The organism is uncultured Roseovarius sp., assembly GCF_963972555.1.
GTDB lineage: Bacteria > Pseudomonadota > Alphaproteobacteria > Rhodobacterales > Rhodobacteraceae > Roseovarius > Roseovarius mucosus.
The window spans coordinates 20,395-35,871 of the sequence record NZ_CAXAUM010000005.1; the positions used below are offsets into that span (position 1 = coordinate 20,395).

12 protein-coding genes are annotated in these 15,477 nt (G+C 61.1%); 4 read left to right on the forward strand and 8 right to left on the reverse strand.

What is annotated here, in order from left to right; all coding sequences use genetic code 11:
• Positions 1 to 9: 9 nt before the first annotated feature.
• The 3 genes from AACZ65_RS06435 to AACZ65_RS06445 all read right to left on the reverse strand — a co-directional run bounded on the left by AACZ65_RS06435 (position 10) and on the right by AACZ65_RS06445 (position 2,681).
• Positions 10 to 927, reverse strand: a complete 918-nt coding sequence (locus AACZ65_RS06435) for a co-chaperone YbbN (protein ID WP_339669036.1) — start codon at positions 925 to 927, stop codon at positions 10 to 12.
• A 52-nt stretch (positions 928 to 979) separates the two neighbouring features.
• The gene (locus tag AACZ65_RS06440) at positions 980 to 1,768 is read right to left on the reverse strand and encodes an exodeoxyribonuclease III (RefSeq protein WP_037269490.1); all 789 of its coding nucleotides are present in this window, start codon (positions 1,766 to 1,768) and stop codon (positions 980 to 982) included.
• A 226-nt stretch (positions 1,769 to 1,994) separates the two neighbouring features.
• Positions 1,995 to 2,681: a response regulator transcription factor gene (locus AACZ65_RS06445; RefSeq protein ID WP_037269487.1), complete on the reverse strand. Its 687-nt coding sequence runs from the start codon at positions 2,679 to 2,681 to the stop codon at positions 1,995 to 1,997.
• A 157-nt stretch (positions 2,682 to 2,838) separates the two neighbouring features.
• On the opposite strand from AACZ65_RS06445, the gene ribA reads away from it, so the two are divergent.
• A complete protein-coding gene (gene ribA / locus AACZ65_RS06450; protein ID WP_339669039.1) occupies positions 2,839 to 3,927 on the forward strand; it encodes a GTP cyclohydrolase II in 1,089 nt (362 codons plus the stop codon).
• A gap of 14 nt (positions 3,928 to 3,941) precedes the next feature.
• Here the strand turns inward: ribA and AACZ65_RS06455 are convergent, their stop codons facing one another.
• Positions 3,942 to 5,549, reverse strand: a complete 1,608-nt coding sequence (locus AACZ65_RS06455; protein ID WP_037269482.1) for a peptide chain release factor 3 — start codon at positions 5,547 to 5,549, stop codon at positions 3,942 to 3,944.
• A 499-nt stretch (positions 5,550 to 6,048) separates the two neighbouring features.
• On the opposite strand from AACZ65_RS06455, the gene AACZ65_RS06460 reads away from it, so the two are divergent.
• From AACZ65_RS06460 to AACZ65_RS06470, 3 genes are all read left to right on the forward strand, one after another.
• On the forward strand, positions 6,049 to 7,848 hold the full coding sequence (locus AACZ65_RS06460) for a type I secretion protein (RefSeq protein WP_339669042.1): 1,800 nt from the start codon (positions 6,049 to 6,051) through the stop codon (positions 7,846 to 7,848).
• An 87-nt stretch (positions 7,849 to 7,935) separates the two neighbouring features.
• Positions 7,936 to 9,243, forward strand: coding sequence for an adenylosuccinate lyase (purB, locus tag AACZ65_RS06465; RefSeq protein ID WP_339669044.1), 1,308 nt, complete (start codon positions 7,936 to 7,938; stop codon positions 9,241 to 9,243).
• 34 nt (positions 9,244 to 9,277) lie between these two features.
• Positions 9,278 to 9,445 carry an adenylosuccinate lyase gene (locus AACZ65_RS06470; protein WP_146005662.1) on the forward strand — a complete coding sequence of 56 codons (168 nt, stop codon included), beginning with the start codon at positions 9,278 to 9,280 and terminating at the stop codon, positions 9,443 to 9,445.
• A 72-nt stretch (positions 9,446 to 9,517) separates the two neighbouring features.
• Here AACZ65_RS06470 and AACZ65_RS06475 read toward each other — a convergent pair whose 3' ends face one another.
• The 4 genes from AACZ65_RS06475 to AACZ65_RS06490 are packed head-to-tail and all read right to left on the reverse strand — an operon-like array spanning position 9,518 to position 15,473.
• A complete protein-coding gene (locus tag AACZ65_RS06475; RefSeq protein WP_339669046.1) occupies positions 9,518 to 13,525 on the reverse strand; it encodes a glycoside hydrolase/phage tail family protein in 4,008 nt (1,335 codons plus the stop codon).
• Between the two features lie 3 nt (positions 13,526 to 13,528).
• Positions 13,529 to 13,972 (reverse strand): NlpC/P60 family protein, encoded by a 444-nt coding sequence (locus AACZ65_RS06480; protein WP_297538028.1) that lies wholly within the window; start codon positions 13,970 to 13,972, stop codon positions 13,529 to 13,531.
• Positions 13,969 to 14,844: a DUF2163 domain-containing protein gene (locus tag AACZ65_RS06485; protein ID WP_339669052.1), complete on the reverse strand. Its 876-nt coding sequence runs from the start codon at positions 14,842 to 14,844 to the stop codon at positions 13,969 to 13,971. The genes AACZ65_RS06480 and AACZ65_RS06485 overlap by 4 nt, the downstream gene beginning before the upstream one ends.
• Positions 14,841 to 15,473, reverse strand: a complete 633-nt coding sequence (locus AACZ65_RS06490) for a DUF2460 domain-containing protein (RefSeq protein WP_339669053.1) — start codon at positions 15,471 to 15,473, stop codon at positions 14,841 to 14,843. The genes AACZ65_RS06485 and AACZ65_RS06490 overlap by 4 nt, the downstream gene beginning before the upstream one ends.
• Between the last annotated feature and the right edge of the window lie 4 nt (positions 15,474 to 15,477).

The window sequence follows — 15,477 nt, forward strand, 5'->3', positions numbered from 1 at the left end:
TGCAAGGGTTCAGGCAAATATCATCGAGCTCAATTTTCGCCGCCCGCTCAACAGGACCGGATCATTCGGTTTTAGGGCCTCAAAGATGGTGAAAAGCTGGGTCTTGGCCGCGCCGTCGTTCCACTCGCGATCCCGACGGAACAATTCAAGCAATTCATCCACCGCTTCTTGCGCTTGCCCATTGGCATAAAGCGCCTGCGCCAGATCGAAACGCGCCTGCGGGTTTGCCGGATCGGCGTCAACCGCAGCCCGCAATTCGTTTACGGGTCCTGCATCCTGTGCCTGACGTGCCAGTGCCAGTTGCGCATGGGCCGCGTCAATTTCGGCGGCATGGCTGATCTCGGCAGGGGCACCGTTCAGGATCGCTTCGGCCTGATCGAGCTCGCCCAGTGCCATATGCGCCCGAGCGAGGCCCGCGTAGCCACGCGCATTCACCGGATCCTCTTGCAGAATTGCGGCATAGGTTTGGGCTGCATCGGCCACTGCGCCAGTCTCAAGCATTTCGTCCGCGGCATCCAGCGCCTCGTCCAAACCGTCATCTTCCGCGCCCCCCGCCGCAGCAATCACACGCGCGACAAAGGCCTCGACCTCGGACGGGGGCAAGGCCCCCTGAAAGCCGTCAATCGGTTGGCCCTGCCAAAAGGCGTAGACGGTGGGAATCGATTGCACCCGCATCTGCCCTGCAATCATCTGGTTCTCATCGACATTGACCTTGGCCATTTTGACCGCGCCCTTGGCGCGGCTCACGGCCGCCTCAAGCGCCGGGCCGAGGGTCTTGCAGGGGCCACACCACGGTGCCCAGAAATCAACGATGACCGGCACGGTTTGCGACGCGTCCACGACATCCGCCATGAAGCTGGCTTCGGACACATCCTTGATCAGGTCGCCCGCCCCTGGGGCGCTCGCGGTTTTACCCAGTTCCAGCATGTTCAGCCTCCTTCAGAGATTTGCCCCCTATATGTGGGCGCGGCGGGCGGTGTCAAAGATCAAATGTTGCAAACACCGGGGCGTGATCCGACGGTTGCTCCCAACCTCGCGCACCGCGAAGAATGCGGCTGGAATGCGCGGCCCGAGCAATGTCATCACTGGCCCAGACGTGATCCAATCTGCGCCCCTTGTCTGCGGCGTCCCAATCGCTCGCGCGGTAGGACCACCAGCTATAAAGCGGCCCGTCGGGGATATCGGCGCGGGTCACATCCTGCCAGCCGCCCGCTGCCATAACATCGCTCAGGTGTTCCACCTCGATCGGCGTGTGACTCACGATCTTGAGCAATTGCTTGTGATTCCAGACGTCGTCCTCACGCGGGGCAATGTTGAGATCCCCAACAAGGATCGCCTTTTCAGGGCGACTGTCGCGAAACCAGTCCCGCATCCCGGTGAGGTAATCGAGTTTCTGGCCAAACTTGTCATTCACGCTGCGGTCAGGCACGTCGCCCCCGGCGGGCACGTAAAAGTTATGGATCACGACGCCATTCTCGAGACGGGCCGCAACATGCCGGGCGTGGCCCAGATCTGCGAAATCCATGTCGCCCGCATCCTCAAGTGGAAACTTCGAGAGGATCGCGACGCCGTTATAGCCCTTTTGCCCGCGCGCCACGACATGGCCATACCCAAGCTCGGCAAAAGCCGCGAGCGGCATCTTGTCCACCGGGCTCTTGCATTCCTGAAGGCATAGAATGTCCGGCCCTTCTTCCTGCATCAACCTCGCCACCAGACCTTCGCGCAGTCGCACCGAATTGATGTTCCATGTGGCGATAGTAAAGGGCATCTGGCGTCTCCTGTGCGGTTCGCCCGGACAGTAGAGCGATGCGTCCGCGGTTTCCAGCCGCTATTGTCCCGGATCACACCACACCCCAGACAAAAGAAACCCCGGCACAGGGGCCGGGGCAGTCCAACAGGGAGGTTCATGTGTGTAACCGCACACATCACGGATAATAGCAGATTAAAACTGAACCGCAGATACGACTTTGATCTTGGTCAAGGTACCGTGCCTTTTAGACCACAAGGCGATAGCCGCCCGATTCCGTGACCAGGAGCCGCGCATTACCGGGATCGGGTTCGATTTTTTGCCGCAGCCGGTAGATATGGGTCTCGAGCGTGTGTGTCGTGACCCCTGCGTTATATCCCCAAACTTCGTGCAAGAGGATGTCACGCGGCACCACGCCTTCGGTCGCACGATACAGATATTTAAGGATATTTGTTTCCTTCTCAGTCAACCTTACCTTGCGTTCATCATCGGTGATCAGCATCTTCATCGCCGGCTTGAACGTATACGGTCCTAGCTGGAACACAGCATCCTCGGATTGCTCATGTTGGCGCAGTTGCGCACGTATGCGTGCCAGCAACACCGGAAACTTAAAGGGTTTGGTAATATAGTCATTTGCCCCCGCATCGAGTCCAAGGATCGTGTCGGCATCGCCGTCATGCCCGGTCAGCATCAGAATCGGTGCCTTGATTCCCTGCTTGCGCATCAGACGACACAGTTCGCGCCCATCGGTATCGGGCAACCCCACATCCAGGATCACGAGGTCATAGATCATATCTTTGACCTTACTCATCGCAGAGGCACCGCTTGACGCCTCGAACACGTCGAAATCCTCGGTCATGACCAGTTGCTCGCCAAGCGCTTCGCGCAGGTCGTCATCGTCATCCACGAGCAGGATCTTTTTGACTTGTGCCATATCGGTTTCCTCTTTCTTTGTCCGAGCATGCGGCACAAGCGGCGCAGCGGCAAGATGTGCAACATTCCCCTCACGCCCTAGTGTTGCAACGCGAGCGTTTCTTTCCATTCATTACAAAAGACTATATCACTGTCAGGCTGACAGACAGGAGCCCCGCATGAGCCTTGCCCCGGATCTCACTGAAATTGCTGCGCGCGCGCGCAGCGACCTGCGCATGGGCGTGCCCGTGGTGTTGCGCGGGCCAGGAGGGGCTGCGCTGATCATGGCGGCTGAAACGCTGGAGGCACAGAGATTGGCGGATTTGCGGGCCTTGGGCGGCGCACCGGTTCTCGCAATTACCGCGCGGCGTGCCGCCACGCTCAAGGCACGGGCCTATGATGGCGATCTTGCGCGGGTGATCGTGCCGCCCGACGTGTCGCTCAGCTGGATCATCGCCGTGGCCGATCCTGCGGATGATCTCAAAACCCCGATGAAGGGCCCGCTGACGTCCGAGCGCGGTGGCCCAGTCGATCTGCATCGGCTCGCAATTGGCCTAGTGAAATCCGCGCGGCTCTTGCCTGCCGCATTGGTGATGCCGTTAACCGAGGGTGCAGAATTTGCCCGCCGTCACGGGCTCACCCTGCTCGACACCGCCGCGGCCCCGCAGCTCGAGATGACAAGCCCGCTGCATCCGGTGGTCAGCGCGCGCCTGCCGCTTGCCGTGTCCGAGGCAGGACGGCTGCATATCTTCCGCCCCGAAGATGGCGGCGAGGAACATTACGCCATCGAGATTGGTCAGCCCGACCGCAACGCGCCCGTGCTGGCGCGACTGCATTCCGCCTGTTTCACGGGCGACCTCATGGGAAGCCTGAAATGTGATTGCGGCCCGCAACTGCGCGGAGCGCTCGCACAGATGGGGGCCGAAGGGGCTGGCGTGCTGCTCTACCTCAACCAAGAGGGGCGCGGCATCGGGCTTGCCAACAAGATGCGCGCCTACAGCTTGCAGGATCAGGGCTTCGATACGGTCGAGGCCAATCATCGTCTTGGCTTTGAGGATGACGAGCGCGACTTTCGCATTGGCGCGCGCATCCTGTCGCTGATGGGGTTTTCTTCCGTGCGCCTCTTGACCAACAACCCCGCCAAGATCGCGATGATGGAGCAGAACGGCATCAAGGTGGTTGAGCGCGTGCCGTTGAAACTTGGCGAAAACACGCATAACCACGCCTATCTCGCGACCAAGGCCGCAAAATCGGGGCATCTGCTCTAGGTCGGACGGGCCGCCTAGACCATCATTTCCTTGGTCGCAGTCAGCGTGACATCGGGATAATCGCGTGCGATGCGGTCAATGTCCCATTGCAGGCGCGTCAGATAGACGATGTCGCCATCATGGTCATGGGCGATGTGCTGCTTGTTGGCTGCGGTGAACTTCTCAACCGCCAGCTTGTCGCCCGATACCCACCGTGCCGAGGTGAATTGTGATCCCTCAAAGCGCACCGGCAGGCCGTATTCCAGCTCGATCCGGCTGGCCAGCACCTCGAATTGCAGCGCGCCCACGACGCCCACGATAAAACCCGAGCCGAACGCAGGTTTAAAGACCTTGGCCGCGCCTTCTTCGGCGAATTGCATCAGCGCCTTTTCCAGATGCTTGGCCTTCATCGGATCGCCCGCCCGCGCCTGTTGTAGCAGTTCCGGCGCAAAGGACGGGATGCCGGTCACGCGCAGTGCCTCACCTTCGGTCAACGTATCCCCGATACGCAACTGGCCATGGTTCGGAATACCGATGATATCACCGGCCCAAGCCTCTTCTGCCAGTTCCCGATCCGCCGCCAGAAAGAGCACAGGTGCCGAGACGGTAATCGGCTTCTTCGAGCGCACATGCGTGAGCTTCATACCGCGTTTGAAGTGCCCCGAGGCGAGGCGGACAAAAGCCACGCGGTCTCGATGCTTGGGATCCATATTGGCCTGCACCTTGAAGACAAAGCCGGTCACGGCAGTTTCTTCCGGCGCAATCGCACGCGGGGTGGCCTTTTGCACCTGTGGTTCGGGGCCATAGGTGCCGATTCCATCCATCAGTTCCTTGACGCCAAAGGAGTTGATCGCAGAGCCGAACCAGATGGGCGTCATATGCCCTTCGAGCACCGATTGCGGATCAAGCGCGGGCAAGAGTTCACGCGCCATCTCAATCTCTTCACGCAGCTTGACGATCAGGTTGGCGGGCACATGCGCGGCCAGTTTCGGATCGTTCAACCCGTCGATCTTGATCGACTCCGCCACCTTGTTGCGGTCGGCGCGGTCCATCAATTCCAGCCGGTCATTAAGCATGTCGTAACAGCCAACAAAATCGCGGCCCATGCCGATAGGCCAGCTTGCGGGCGTTACATCAATGGCAAGGTTCTGCTGGATCTCGTCGATGATCTCGAAAGTATCGCGCGCCTCGCGGTCCATCTTGTTGCAAAAAGTCAGGATCGGCAGATCGCGCAAACGGCAGACCTCAAAGAGCTTCTGCGTCTGGCTTTCCACCCCCTTGGCCCCGTCGATCACCATCACGGCGGCATCGACGGCGGTCAGTGTCCGATAGGTGTCCTCGGAGAAATCCGAGTGGCCCGGCGTGTCCACGAGGTTGAACCGGAAACGACCAAAGTCAAAAGACATGGCCGAGGCCGAGACCGAAATGCCCCGGTCCTTTTCCATCTGCATGAAGTCAGAGCGCGTGCGCCGCGCCTCGCCCTTGGCGCGCACCTGCCCGGCCATCTGAATGGCACCCCCGTAGAGGAGGAATTTCTCGGTCAGGGTCGTCTTGCCCGCATCTGGATGCGAGATGATCGCAAAGGTACGGCGGCGGGCAATCTCTGCCGGTAGATCGGGGCGGTTTGAAAGGGTGTCCAACATAGGGCCGGATATAGAGGGGTGGCAGAGGCGGTGCAATATGGGCTGTTGGGGGCCGACACTTGAGTCGCACGGCACCGAAATTCCGGAAAAGAAGGGCATTAACCAAGGTGATTCTCGCTCTCAGCCCGATCCCGTCACTGGCGTGGCGTGCAAAAATGTCTCACCTGAAAACCTCGACTCGCCCTTAGCCATCAAAGCGCCCAAACAGCACAACCTAAGATAATTTATCTGATTTTACTGCATAATTTGCGCAGCCGCACCGCGCATGCCCTCGGTCTCGCCGCGTGAGGGGACAAGAAAATGCAACAATCGGACCAAACTCGGAAACATGCTTAACACCCTATCCGGAAGCATCGCCTATCCGGCCGAATAGTATCTTAAATCCCTGTTTTCTTTAGAAATTCCAAGGACTGCTAGAGTTTTGCGCCGCTTCGATCCGGCACCATCCACAAAGATGCACAACGCTCTCCGGCAGCACGATTGGATACCGGGGGTTAGAATGCCATTTTCGATTTCAGCGGGTTATCTATCCGATACGACCTTTTCACAGGCGCATTTCGGCGCCAACGCGCTTGCCTTGCGCGACCGTGTCGGGGAAGAGGGCACCTATGACAACGTCGCGCGCGCGCTCGGCGTTGAACATGTCCGCTATCCCGGCGGCAGCCTCACCGAATATTACTTCGACATCCGCAACCCGGACAGCGATATCGCCGTGAATTCTGAGACCGGCGAAGAGACGTCATTTCTGCCGATCAGCGATGCGCTCGGCTTTGCCGAAGAAGAAGGGATCGCGGTCACGATCGTGCTTCCAACCCGGCATTTCCTGAGCGACGAAGTGGATGAAAATGGCAATCGCTTGCCCGACATCGACGAAGCGGCCCTGCGCGGGTTCTTGCGCGATGTGTTCGACGGGCATTACGGCGCGCCGGATATTCAAGCCATCGAGATCGGCAACGAATACTGGGGCAGCGGTGGCATGAATACCTTTGAGTATGGCCGCCTCGCCTCGGAAATGGCGGTCATGGTCAAGGATGAGATCCGTCATCACCCCGAAGCGGAACATCTGTCGGAAACCGACATTCTGGTCCAGATGGGCACGAATTATGGACAGTTCGCCCTGTCTAACTTGTTCTCAGGAACCGGCGAAGATCAACTTACCGAGTTGAATGAGACCTATGGTCTAAACCTGTCAGAAGAAGAGTATATCTATTCCTCTGGTGATGTGGCCTGGGCCAAGGTTGCCAACGCCGTTATATTGAACGAGTTCGACACCGGCGCGGAACAAAGCGCCATCGACGGCGTAGTCGCCCATGTCTATTCCAAAGGTGCCGACACACCGAACAGCCGGTATTTCGAACTGTCACAGATCGCCGATACCTGGCTCAAGGAAATGCCGGGGCTGGATATCTATGCGACCGAATGGAATCTCAAACGCTCAGTGTCCGAGGACCCGCAAGAAGAGTTCGGTCTCAAACAGGCGCATGAAATGCTCAACGTTCTCGAGGCGTTTTCTTGGGGCGGCGTCGATGCCGCACATGTCTGGCCAATTCAGATGAACAGCCGAACCGGCCTCGCCGATGGCGAAGGCGACGCAGATATCCGTGCGCCCGGAGAAATGTTTCGCATGCTGAACGAAACCCTGCCCGGCACCCGCCCCCTCGGCCTTGCCGGCAGCGAAGGGCGCGAAACGGAATTGTCGGGCGAAACGGCGGATGTGCATGTGTTCTATGCCCCTGACCGTCTGGTTACTTTCGTTGCCTCCACCAGCGACGAGGCAAGCGAAGAAGTCGTAGACTTTATGGGCATCCTGCGTGATTTGGGCGACGTCACCATCACTCGACTAGGGGTGGCTGAGGGCGAAATCCCGAGCGCCTCGACCGCTGTACCCGTAGTTACCAACGAAAACCCTCAGGATCTGATCGAGGACGGCATATTGATCGCCGACCTCGCCCCCCACGAAATCTTGATGATCGAGATGCTCAACCCAATCTTTACTGCGGAACTTGCCCGCATGGTCGCGGACACCGATGACAATCCGGAAGAGATTGACGTAGAGGACAGCGACAACGAGGTCGCCAGCAATGTTCTAAACTTTGCTGATTACCTACAGGCCAACATCTCCGAGACAGACAGCGCCGAGAGCGTGATCCCAGTGATCCCCTCCCCCGAAGAGCCGCAGGAGGCCCCCGATTCCGCTGCGGGAATCGGCGACGACGAGGGCGGCAGCAGCGGCGGCGGCGATTTCGGCTTTGGGGCCTTGGCTCTGGCGTTCTTGCCGATCCTTCTCTTGGCGGCCTGAGCCGGGATCCCGCGGCGCGGCTTGCCGCGCCCCCCTCTTGCGACTACAAGCGCGGCAAATTCCGTCAGTCTCATCAAGGATCGCCGCATGATACCTCGTTATTCCCGCCCTGATATGGTCGCCATCTGGGAACCCGCTACCAAATTCCGCATCTGGTTCGAAATCGAGGCGCATGCCTGTGACGCCATGGCTGATCTGGGCGTTATTCCGCGTGAGAACGCGCAAGCGGTGTGGAAAGCCAAGGATGTCGAGTTCAACGTCGCGCGGATCGACGAGATCGAAGCCGAGACAAAACACGACGTTATCGCCTTTCTCACACATCTGGCCGAGCATGTAGGCAGCGACGAGGCGCGCTTTGTACATCAGGGCATGACATCTTCGGACGTCCTCGATACCTGCTTCAATATCCAGTTGACCCGCGCTGCCGATATCCTGATCGCGGATATGGAGGCGCTGCTGGCCGCGCTCAAACGCCGCGCTTATGAGCACAAGGACACGCTGCGCATCGGGCGCAGCCATGGCATTCACGCAGAGCCCACCACCATGGGCCTGACCTTTGCCCGCTTTTACGCCGAAATGCAGCGCAACCTGCACCGCCTGCAGACCGCCCGCGAAGAGATCGCCACAGGCGCCATTTCCGGCGCCGTCGGCACCTTTGCGAATGTCGATCCACGCGTCGAGGCGCATGTCTGCGCCCAGCTTGGCCTGACGCCAGAGCCCATCAGCACCCAGGTGATCCCGCGCGACCGCCACGCCGCCTTTTTTGCCGCTCTTGGTGTCGTGGCCAGCAGCATCGAGAATGTCGCCATCGAGATCCGCCACATGCAGCGCACCGAAGTGCTCGAGGCCGCTGAGTTCTTTTCGATGGGGCAAAAGGGCTCTTCGGCCATGCCGCACAAGAAGAACCCGGTGCTGACCGAAAACCTCACCGGGCTGGCTCGCCTCGTGCGCATGGCCGTTGTGCCTGCGATGGAAAACGTGGCCCTCTGGCACGAGCGCGACATCTCGCACAGCTCTGTCGAGCGCATGATCGGCCCGGACGCCACGATCACGCTCGATTTCGCGCTCGCCCGCCTGACCAATGTCATCGACAAGCTGTTGGTCTACCCTGACAACATGATGGCCAACATGAACAAGTTTCCCGGCCTCGTGATGAGCCAACGCGTTCTTCTAGCCCTGACCCAAGCGGGCGTGAGCCGCGAGGATGCTTACCGCCTCGTGCAGCGCAACGCGCTCAAGGTCTGGGAAACCGGCTGCGACTTCAAAACCGAGTTGCTGAATGATGCAGAGGTCACAGCAGCGCTCTCCCCGGCGGAAATTGCTGAAAAATTCGACTTGGGCTATCATACCAAGCATGTGGACACGATTTTTGCCCGAGTTTTCGGGGAATCATGATAGTTTGAACCCCTGTCCAACAGGGAGACATATGATGAAGTTGAAATTCGGATTGGCCGCCCTCGCACTTGTTGTCACACCCAGCTTGGCCCTGGCCACGGGGGGCTGCAACTACAGCAAGCAGAAACAGGCGATTTCCTGTGTAGCTGGAACCGCATGGGACGCAGCGACCAATAGCTGCGTGCCGCAAACTTCGAGCTGACTGAAAACGGGGCGGGATCACCACCCGCCCCCGCTCATCGGTTTGCAATCGCGCTAACGCGGCGCGCCTGTGTCATAGGTCACGGACCGCGAATGTGCCCAGCCCGAAACTGGCCGAGATCTGCGCCACTTCGATCCTTTTTCCCGCATCCGGCCCATCCGATTGCCGCGCGGACGCCGGATAAATCCAATCCGGGCGCTCCAGCGTGACCTCTCGCAGGATCTGCGTCCCCCGCATCACCCGCATGAAATAGCGCTCGCTCTCTTCGCCAAGCGGGACCTCGGGCGTGTCCCAACGATCCCCACCGATCCGCGTGCGCCTGATCCATGTTACGTGTAAATCGCCCCCCCTCTCGCTGACACGCAGATGCACCGGCGCGTAGGGCCGCAGACCTACCCCATCAAAGGCAATCACCGCATGGGCGAAACTCGGATCGTCCACCGGCCGTCCCCCCGGCCCGATCCGGTAGTGCAACGCCTGTCCGCGCTGCGCCTCCGCCAATTCGATCTGCTGCGGCACGCCGTTGAGCCGCACCACAAGAGACCCAGCAGGCCAGACGCCACCGCCCGCCCGTTCCGTTCCCGCCTGTCCGCGCAGCCGGTGACGCAGAACATACGTCTCCGGCGCCACCAACTCCGCATCCCGGAACTGGAACAATTCCCAGCCCCCCGGCGTGCCGTCGCCGATGGCGCAGAGATTGCCGCCGTTCAAGAGCGCCGCATCGCCCACGCTCTCCAAGGTCCCGAACCGCATCCGCACGAACAACCCATCGCCCCGGTCGATCCTCCCCATGGGTGCTGGTAAGAGCGGCGTTTGCGTCACCCCTACCGTGCTGCGCGCTGCAACCAAGGTGTTGAGCCGATAATTGGCATCCTCCGAGGCAGAATAGATCGCCGCCGTCCCAGGCCAGGGATTGGCCAGCACCGCGATATGCGGCGCATGTGGCACCTCCTCGCCGGTCAAGAGCGGCAGATCAAGGAAAAGTGGCGTCACCGGCCCCGGGGCCACAAAAGGGCGCAACCGCGCCGGGCTGTCGTCGATCAGAATGGGCCGATAACTTTCAGGGTCGATCCGCACCGCATCGACGCGCTGCGCATTACCCATCTGCTCAACACGGTCGATGCGAAACCGCGTGCCGCCGTCGCCCTTGGGCAGCGCAAGCACATCGCCTGCCCCGACAGCCAATTGCGACGGCGGCAACGTCAGGCGCAGCGTATCGACCGACACCCGCGCCTCCGAGAGCCACCGTTCCACCACCTGCCGCCCCTCGGCTCGCGTCAGGGCCAGCGGCATCTCCGAGGTGGACACCGCATGCGTCGCCTCATCGGGCAGGATCGCCTCTTCAGAAATCGCCTCATAATCGGCATCCGCCTGCAGAAACCGTAATCGCACCCGGCCCGCAAGTTCCAGGTCGCTGCCGCGCAGTTCCTCTATCACCCCCCCCAATTCCGGATCGCGCACCACCAAATCAAGATCAACCGGATGATCCACCCGGCCATCGCGCCCCCGAAATTGCAGCACGCCGCCGCGCTCGATGGCATCAAGACCATAGGCCAGCATCAATGGCTGCAAGGTCGCACGCGCTTCAGAGACCTGATCCACCAGATAGCCGCGCAGGAATCCCTCGGCGCGGCTTGTATCGAGGTCACGCAGACCTGCGCGCGCCACCACTTCCGCAAGCACATCCGCCAATCGCCGCCCGCTTACCCGGCCATTGATCCAATGCCCGCGCGCATAATTGCTGCCATCGGACCAAAGGTCGAGATTGCTCGGAAAATAGGGATAAGGTCGCGCGTCCCACGCCCAGACATAGGCGTGATCCATATCGACCATCCGACCCTCGAATTCCTCTGACGTCGGATTCCGCGCCGGATCAGTCCAAAAGGCCGCCATAGCCCGCAAGTATTGCACCTGGATCAACTCATCACGCTGCCCTGTCGAATGCCGCGGCAGACGCGACTCCGACGATTTGGGGTCCAGAAACTTGTTCGGCTCGTTGGTGCCCTTGTCCACCGCGGCGCAACCATATTCGGTAAAACGGATCGGTTTCGATTGCGGCACCCATGCGGTTGGCGCAGGCACACGCAGCCCGCCCACCCGGTCAAAATGCCGGTTCTCCCACCAGCTTCGCAAATCCTTGAACCGCCAGATCCACGGCTCGCCATGGGCCTCATCCGTGATCGACACACGGCGCTGCGCCGCGCGCGCCTCCGCCGTTGGGTAGAACCAGTCATAGCCCTCACCCCCCGCGATATTGCCTTGCAGATAGTCCAGATCATAGATCGACGGCCAGTTGCGCGCATCAAGGTGCGCGTCCCCTTCGCGCCAATCGCTGAGGGGCATGTAATTGTCGATGCCGATAAAGTCGATATTGCCATCCGCCCACAGGGGATCGAGGTGAAAGAACCGATCCCCATTCCCCGGTTGATAACCGAAATATTCCGACCAATCGGCCGCATAGCTGATCTTGACATCTGGCCCCAGCAACGCGCGCACCTCTGCCGCCAGGGCGATCAGCTGCGCAACAGCCGGAAAGCTGTTGTTTGCCCCCCGGATCTGCGTGAGGCCACGCATTTCCGACCCGATGCAAAAGCTTTCGACGCCCCCCACAGCAGCACAAAGTGCGGCCTGATGCAGGATGAACCGCCGGTAAGACCACTCATCGGGGCCATGATAGGCCACCGGGCTCTGCTTGACCGCGCCGCCAAAACTCAGAAGGTCCAGCGCGTCGGTGCCGGGGCTCTCCGCCAAAGTCGCGGCAATTGGCGTCACCGTGAAATCGGCGGCGCGCGCGGAGCCGAAAAACGCCGCAACCTCGGTCTCAGCCGCTGCCGTCTGATCCGGGCTATCCGTCTGCCCCGGTGCCTTTGAGGTGGTAATCCGCCCGCGCCACGGCAGCACCGCCTGATCCTCGGCCCCGCTCCACGGATCGGGCAAGCCATTCCCCGGCATCTGCTCCATCAGGATAAAGGGGTAATAAAGAGCCTCTTGTCCCGCCTGTTGCAGCGCAAGAATGGCCTCGATGACCGCCTGATCGGTCGGCGTGCCACCATAGACCTGGCGGCCCTGCCTATCCTTGGGCACTTCCCCCGCCTCAGCACGGCTCAGGCTTGAAACTCGCCAGGGCATGTTCGTCGCTTCGAATTGCTTTTGCTCCACCCTCGGCCTGATCTGGCAAACCCCGCAGCGCAGATCGTCCCCGAACCAGCTGACGATCAGCGACACCGCCCCACATCCCGGCAGTTCTTCAACCAAGCCCTCCAGCGCCGTGGTCATATCCGCGCGCGCGGAGGGGCTGTTGATATTTGCGATCCCGCTCGATCCAAGGCCAAAATTCATCGTGACCGGCGTCGTGGCCAGCGCGTATTCCCCCGTGCCGGGCAGCAGCGCCACGCCCTGCACCGCCCGCATCGGATCAAGATCGGCCCCCGGGCTGCCCGCCTGCGACGGGCGGCACACCTCGAAACTGAACTGTGGCACACGGTTTCCAAATTGGCTGATGTCCAGATCCTCGATCACCACATAGGCGGTGCCACGATAGGCGGGCACGTTGCCCGCCCCTTCCACCGCCTCGATCCGGGGATCGGGCAATTGATCGCGCGTGCCCTTGTAGACCTGCATGTTGAGACTGCTGGGGGCCACCTCGGTCCCATCCGCCCAGACCCTTGCGACACGGGTAATCTCACCCTCGCAGAGCGCAAGCGCCAAACTTAGTGAATAGCTGATCGCGCGCGTATCGGGTGTGGCTGGGCGGGGATTGCCCTTGCCGCCCCCCCGGCTGCCTTGGGTTACGGTTACATTTTCGCGAAACTTTGTGGCCCAGATCACCTGCCCGCCTACGCGCATGCGACCGTAAACCTGCGGGATGGCATCACCCTCGCCCGCGCCGGTCAGGCGCAACCGGCTGACGCGCCCTGTCTCGACCACTTCCGATCCTTGCCCCAACAGCCGTTGGTCAATCGAACGGCCGATGACTGCCCCGGCAAAGCGCCCGATCGCCACCGACGACAGGCCAAGCGCCGTGCCGCCCACCGCGCCGCCAATCGCCGCCCCCGCGGCGGATAACAGAATGGTTGCCATGGCTTAGCCCTCCTCGGGAAATTGAAACCGCGCCACGATGCGCCGCCGCCACGGGGCGCTCAGCGCGGTCTCGACCACACCATGCCCCGAATAGGCATGAATGAAAGACGCGCGCGCGCCCACGCCCGCGACCACGCCCAGATGCTTGGCAACCGACCCTTCGCGCATGCGAAAGAGGATCACATCACCCACCGCCTCTTGGGCCAGATCCTTGGCCAGCAAATGCCGCGCCGCGGCCCGCCACAGCGCCTCGTCCCGCGCGGGTTCGGACCAATCCATCGAATAGGCCGGCGGCTGCTCTGGCTCGGCACCCTTGATCTCGCGCCAGAGGCCTCGCACCAGCCCCAGACAATCACAGCCCGCCCCACGACAGGCCGCCTGGTGCCGGTAGGGTGTACCGATCCAACCCCGCGCTGCCGCGACAATCCGTGTGCCCTGCCCGCTCATCTGCGGCTCCCACCATCCAGATGCGCACTCTTGGTCGGGTCCGTGATCGTCCAGTCATCCCCGGGAATATCCGGAAACCCTTGAAAGTTCAGAAGGTTGTCAAACTTGAACTGACAGGTTGCCATGCGCTTGTCACACCCCGCCTCGATCCGCAGCGCATCTCCCGGCGCGACTGTCGCCCCAAACGGATGCCAAAGATCAATCACCCGCCCCGCGCCGTCGCTCCGGTCGCGCTTGATCAGCCCGATCAGCCCCGTGGCCGCGCCACTCAAAACCCGGATCACGCCATGACGAAACCAATCGTCCTCAAACCCGCCCATCTGGGCAAAGTGAAACACACGGTTCTCCTCGACCGCCTCGACTGGACGTTCCGAAACATATCCCGGCGTATTCAGATCAAAGGTGCAGGTCCGATCCCCCAGAATGGCGCTGCACGCCTTTTGATACACCCCCCCCAACGGCACATTGAGCGCATCGGTCAGACCGCGCAACTCGGCCTCGAAGGCGCCACCGGCGCGCCGCAACTCGCCCATCGTGCCGCGAAAGATCAGACTGCGTGCTGTCACGTCCTGCCAGTTGACAAGCCACGCGCGCAACTCGGCCCCGTCATACCGCCCGGCCTCGATATCCGCCTCGCGGATGGCCGCATCGCTCAGCGCGCCGAGGGCTTCGGTGTTGTCCACCGACAGCCCCGTGGTCTGCTGCAAGGCCAAGGCACTCATCCCGGTATCGGGGCGAAACGTCACGCCCTCGAACGCCAATGGCCGGTCGTGATCGGTGAACCCCATCACCACGCCGTCGCGGCGCGTCAGCGCCCAACACCGGCATGTCGTCGTCACCCCAGTGCGCAGATGCGCAAACAACCCGCTCATACCCGGATCTCCACCACCGGCACATTGGGCACTTCGCCCGCCTGAAAACTGGCAAGACTGGTTTGAATCCGGTCCGTGTCGAACCTCACCGGCACATCGAATTCATACCCCGCCGTGATCGGCACGCCGCGGTTTGGCGGTTCAGAGAAGGTGACCACACCCGTGAAGGTATCAACCTCGTAATGCACGCCCTCCTGCATCTCGACATTATCAAGGCCCATACGCACCGTGCCCTTGACCGGTTTGACGATGGGGCGCACCGCCACCTGATCGCCAGACCGATAGGATTTCAAAAGCGGAAAGGCGACCGTTGCATCATCCCCCACACCAATCTCCTGATCCCGGTAATCCGGCGCAGCTTTGGCCCGGCCAGATTTGAAATCGGTCCAGTCCTTCCAACGAAATCCGAAAAGCTGACCGCGCCGCGCCTCGAAAAACGCGATCAGTGCTTCGATATCGTCAAGCGACCGAAGCGCCACACCCGCATCATACCGTCTGCGCGCCTGCGCCCAGGGCGTGTTGCGCTCCTCAAACCCGTTGGCCAGCGTGACGATATCCGTCAGCCGCTCCGGCCCGCCAAGCGAGCCGAAACTCAGGCTCGCCGGAAATCTGACCTCGTGAAATCCCATGTCC

What these genes read in the sequence shown, in the direction of transcription:
- AACZ65_RS06460 (WP_339669042.1), top strand. Translation starts at nt 6,049, where the DNA reads ATGCCATTTTCGATTTCAGCGGGTTATCTATCCGATACGACCTTTTCA.
- AACZ65_RS06475 (WP_339669046.1), bottom strand. Translation starts at nt 13,525, where the DNA reads ATGGCAACCATTCTGTTATCCGCCGCGGGGGCGGCGATTGGCGGCGCG.
- AACZ65_RS06485 (WP_339669052.1), bottom strand. Translation starts at nt 14,844, where the DNA reads ATGAGCGGGTTGTTTGCGCATCTGCGCACTGGGGTGACGACGACATGC.
- AACZ65_RS06440 (WP_037269490.1), bottom strand. Translation starts at nt 1,768, where the DNA reads ATGCCCTTTACTATCGCCACATGGAACATCAATTCGGTGCGACTGCGC.
- ribA (WP_339669039.1), top strand. Translation starts at nt 2,839, where the DNA reads ATGAGCCTTGCCCCGGATCTCACTGAAATTGCTGCGCGCGCGCGCAGC.
- AACZ65_RS06470 (WP_146005662.1), top strand. Translation starts at nt 9,278, where the DNA reads ATGAAGTTGAAATTCGGATTGGCCGCCCTCGCACTTGTTGTCACACCC.
- AACZ65_RS06455 (WP_037269482.1), bottom strand. Translation starts at nt 5,549, where the DNA reads ATGTTGGACACCCTTTCAAACCGCCCCGATCTACCGGCAGAGATTGCC.
- AACZ65_RS06480 (WP_297538028.1), bottom strand. Translation starts at nt 13,972, where the DNA reads ATGAGCGGGCAGGGCACACGGATTGTCGCGGCAGCGCGGGGTTGGATC.
- purB (WP_339669044.1), top strand. Translation starts at nt 7,936, where the DNA reads ATGATACCTCGTTATTCCCGCCCTGATATGGTCGCCATCTGGGAACCC.
- AACZ65_RS06435 (WP_339669036.1), bottom strand. Translation starts at nt 927, where the DNA reads ATGCTGGAACTGGGTAAAACCGCGAGCGCCCCAGGGGCGGGCGACCTG.
- AACZ65_RS06490 (WP_339669053.1), bottom strand. Translation starts at nt 15,473, where the DNA reads ATGGGATTTCACGAGGTCAGATTTCCGGCGAGCCTGAGTTTCGGCTCG.
- AACZ65_RS06445 (WP_037269487.1), bottom strand. Translation starts at nt 2,681, where the DNA reads ATGGCACAAGTCAAAAAGATCCTGCTCGTGGATGACGATGACGACCTG.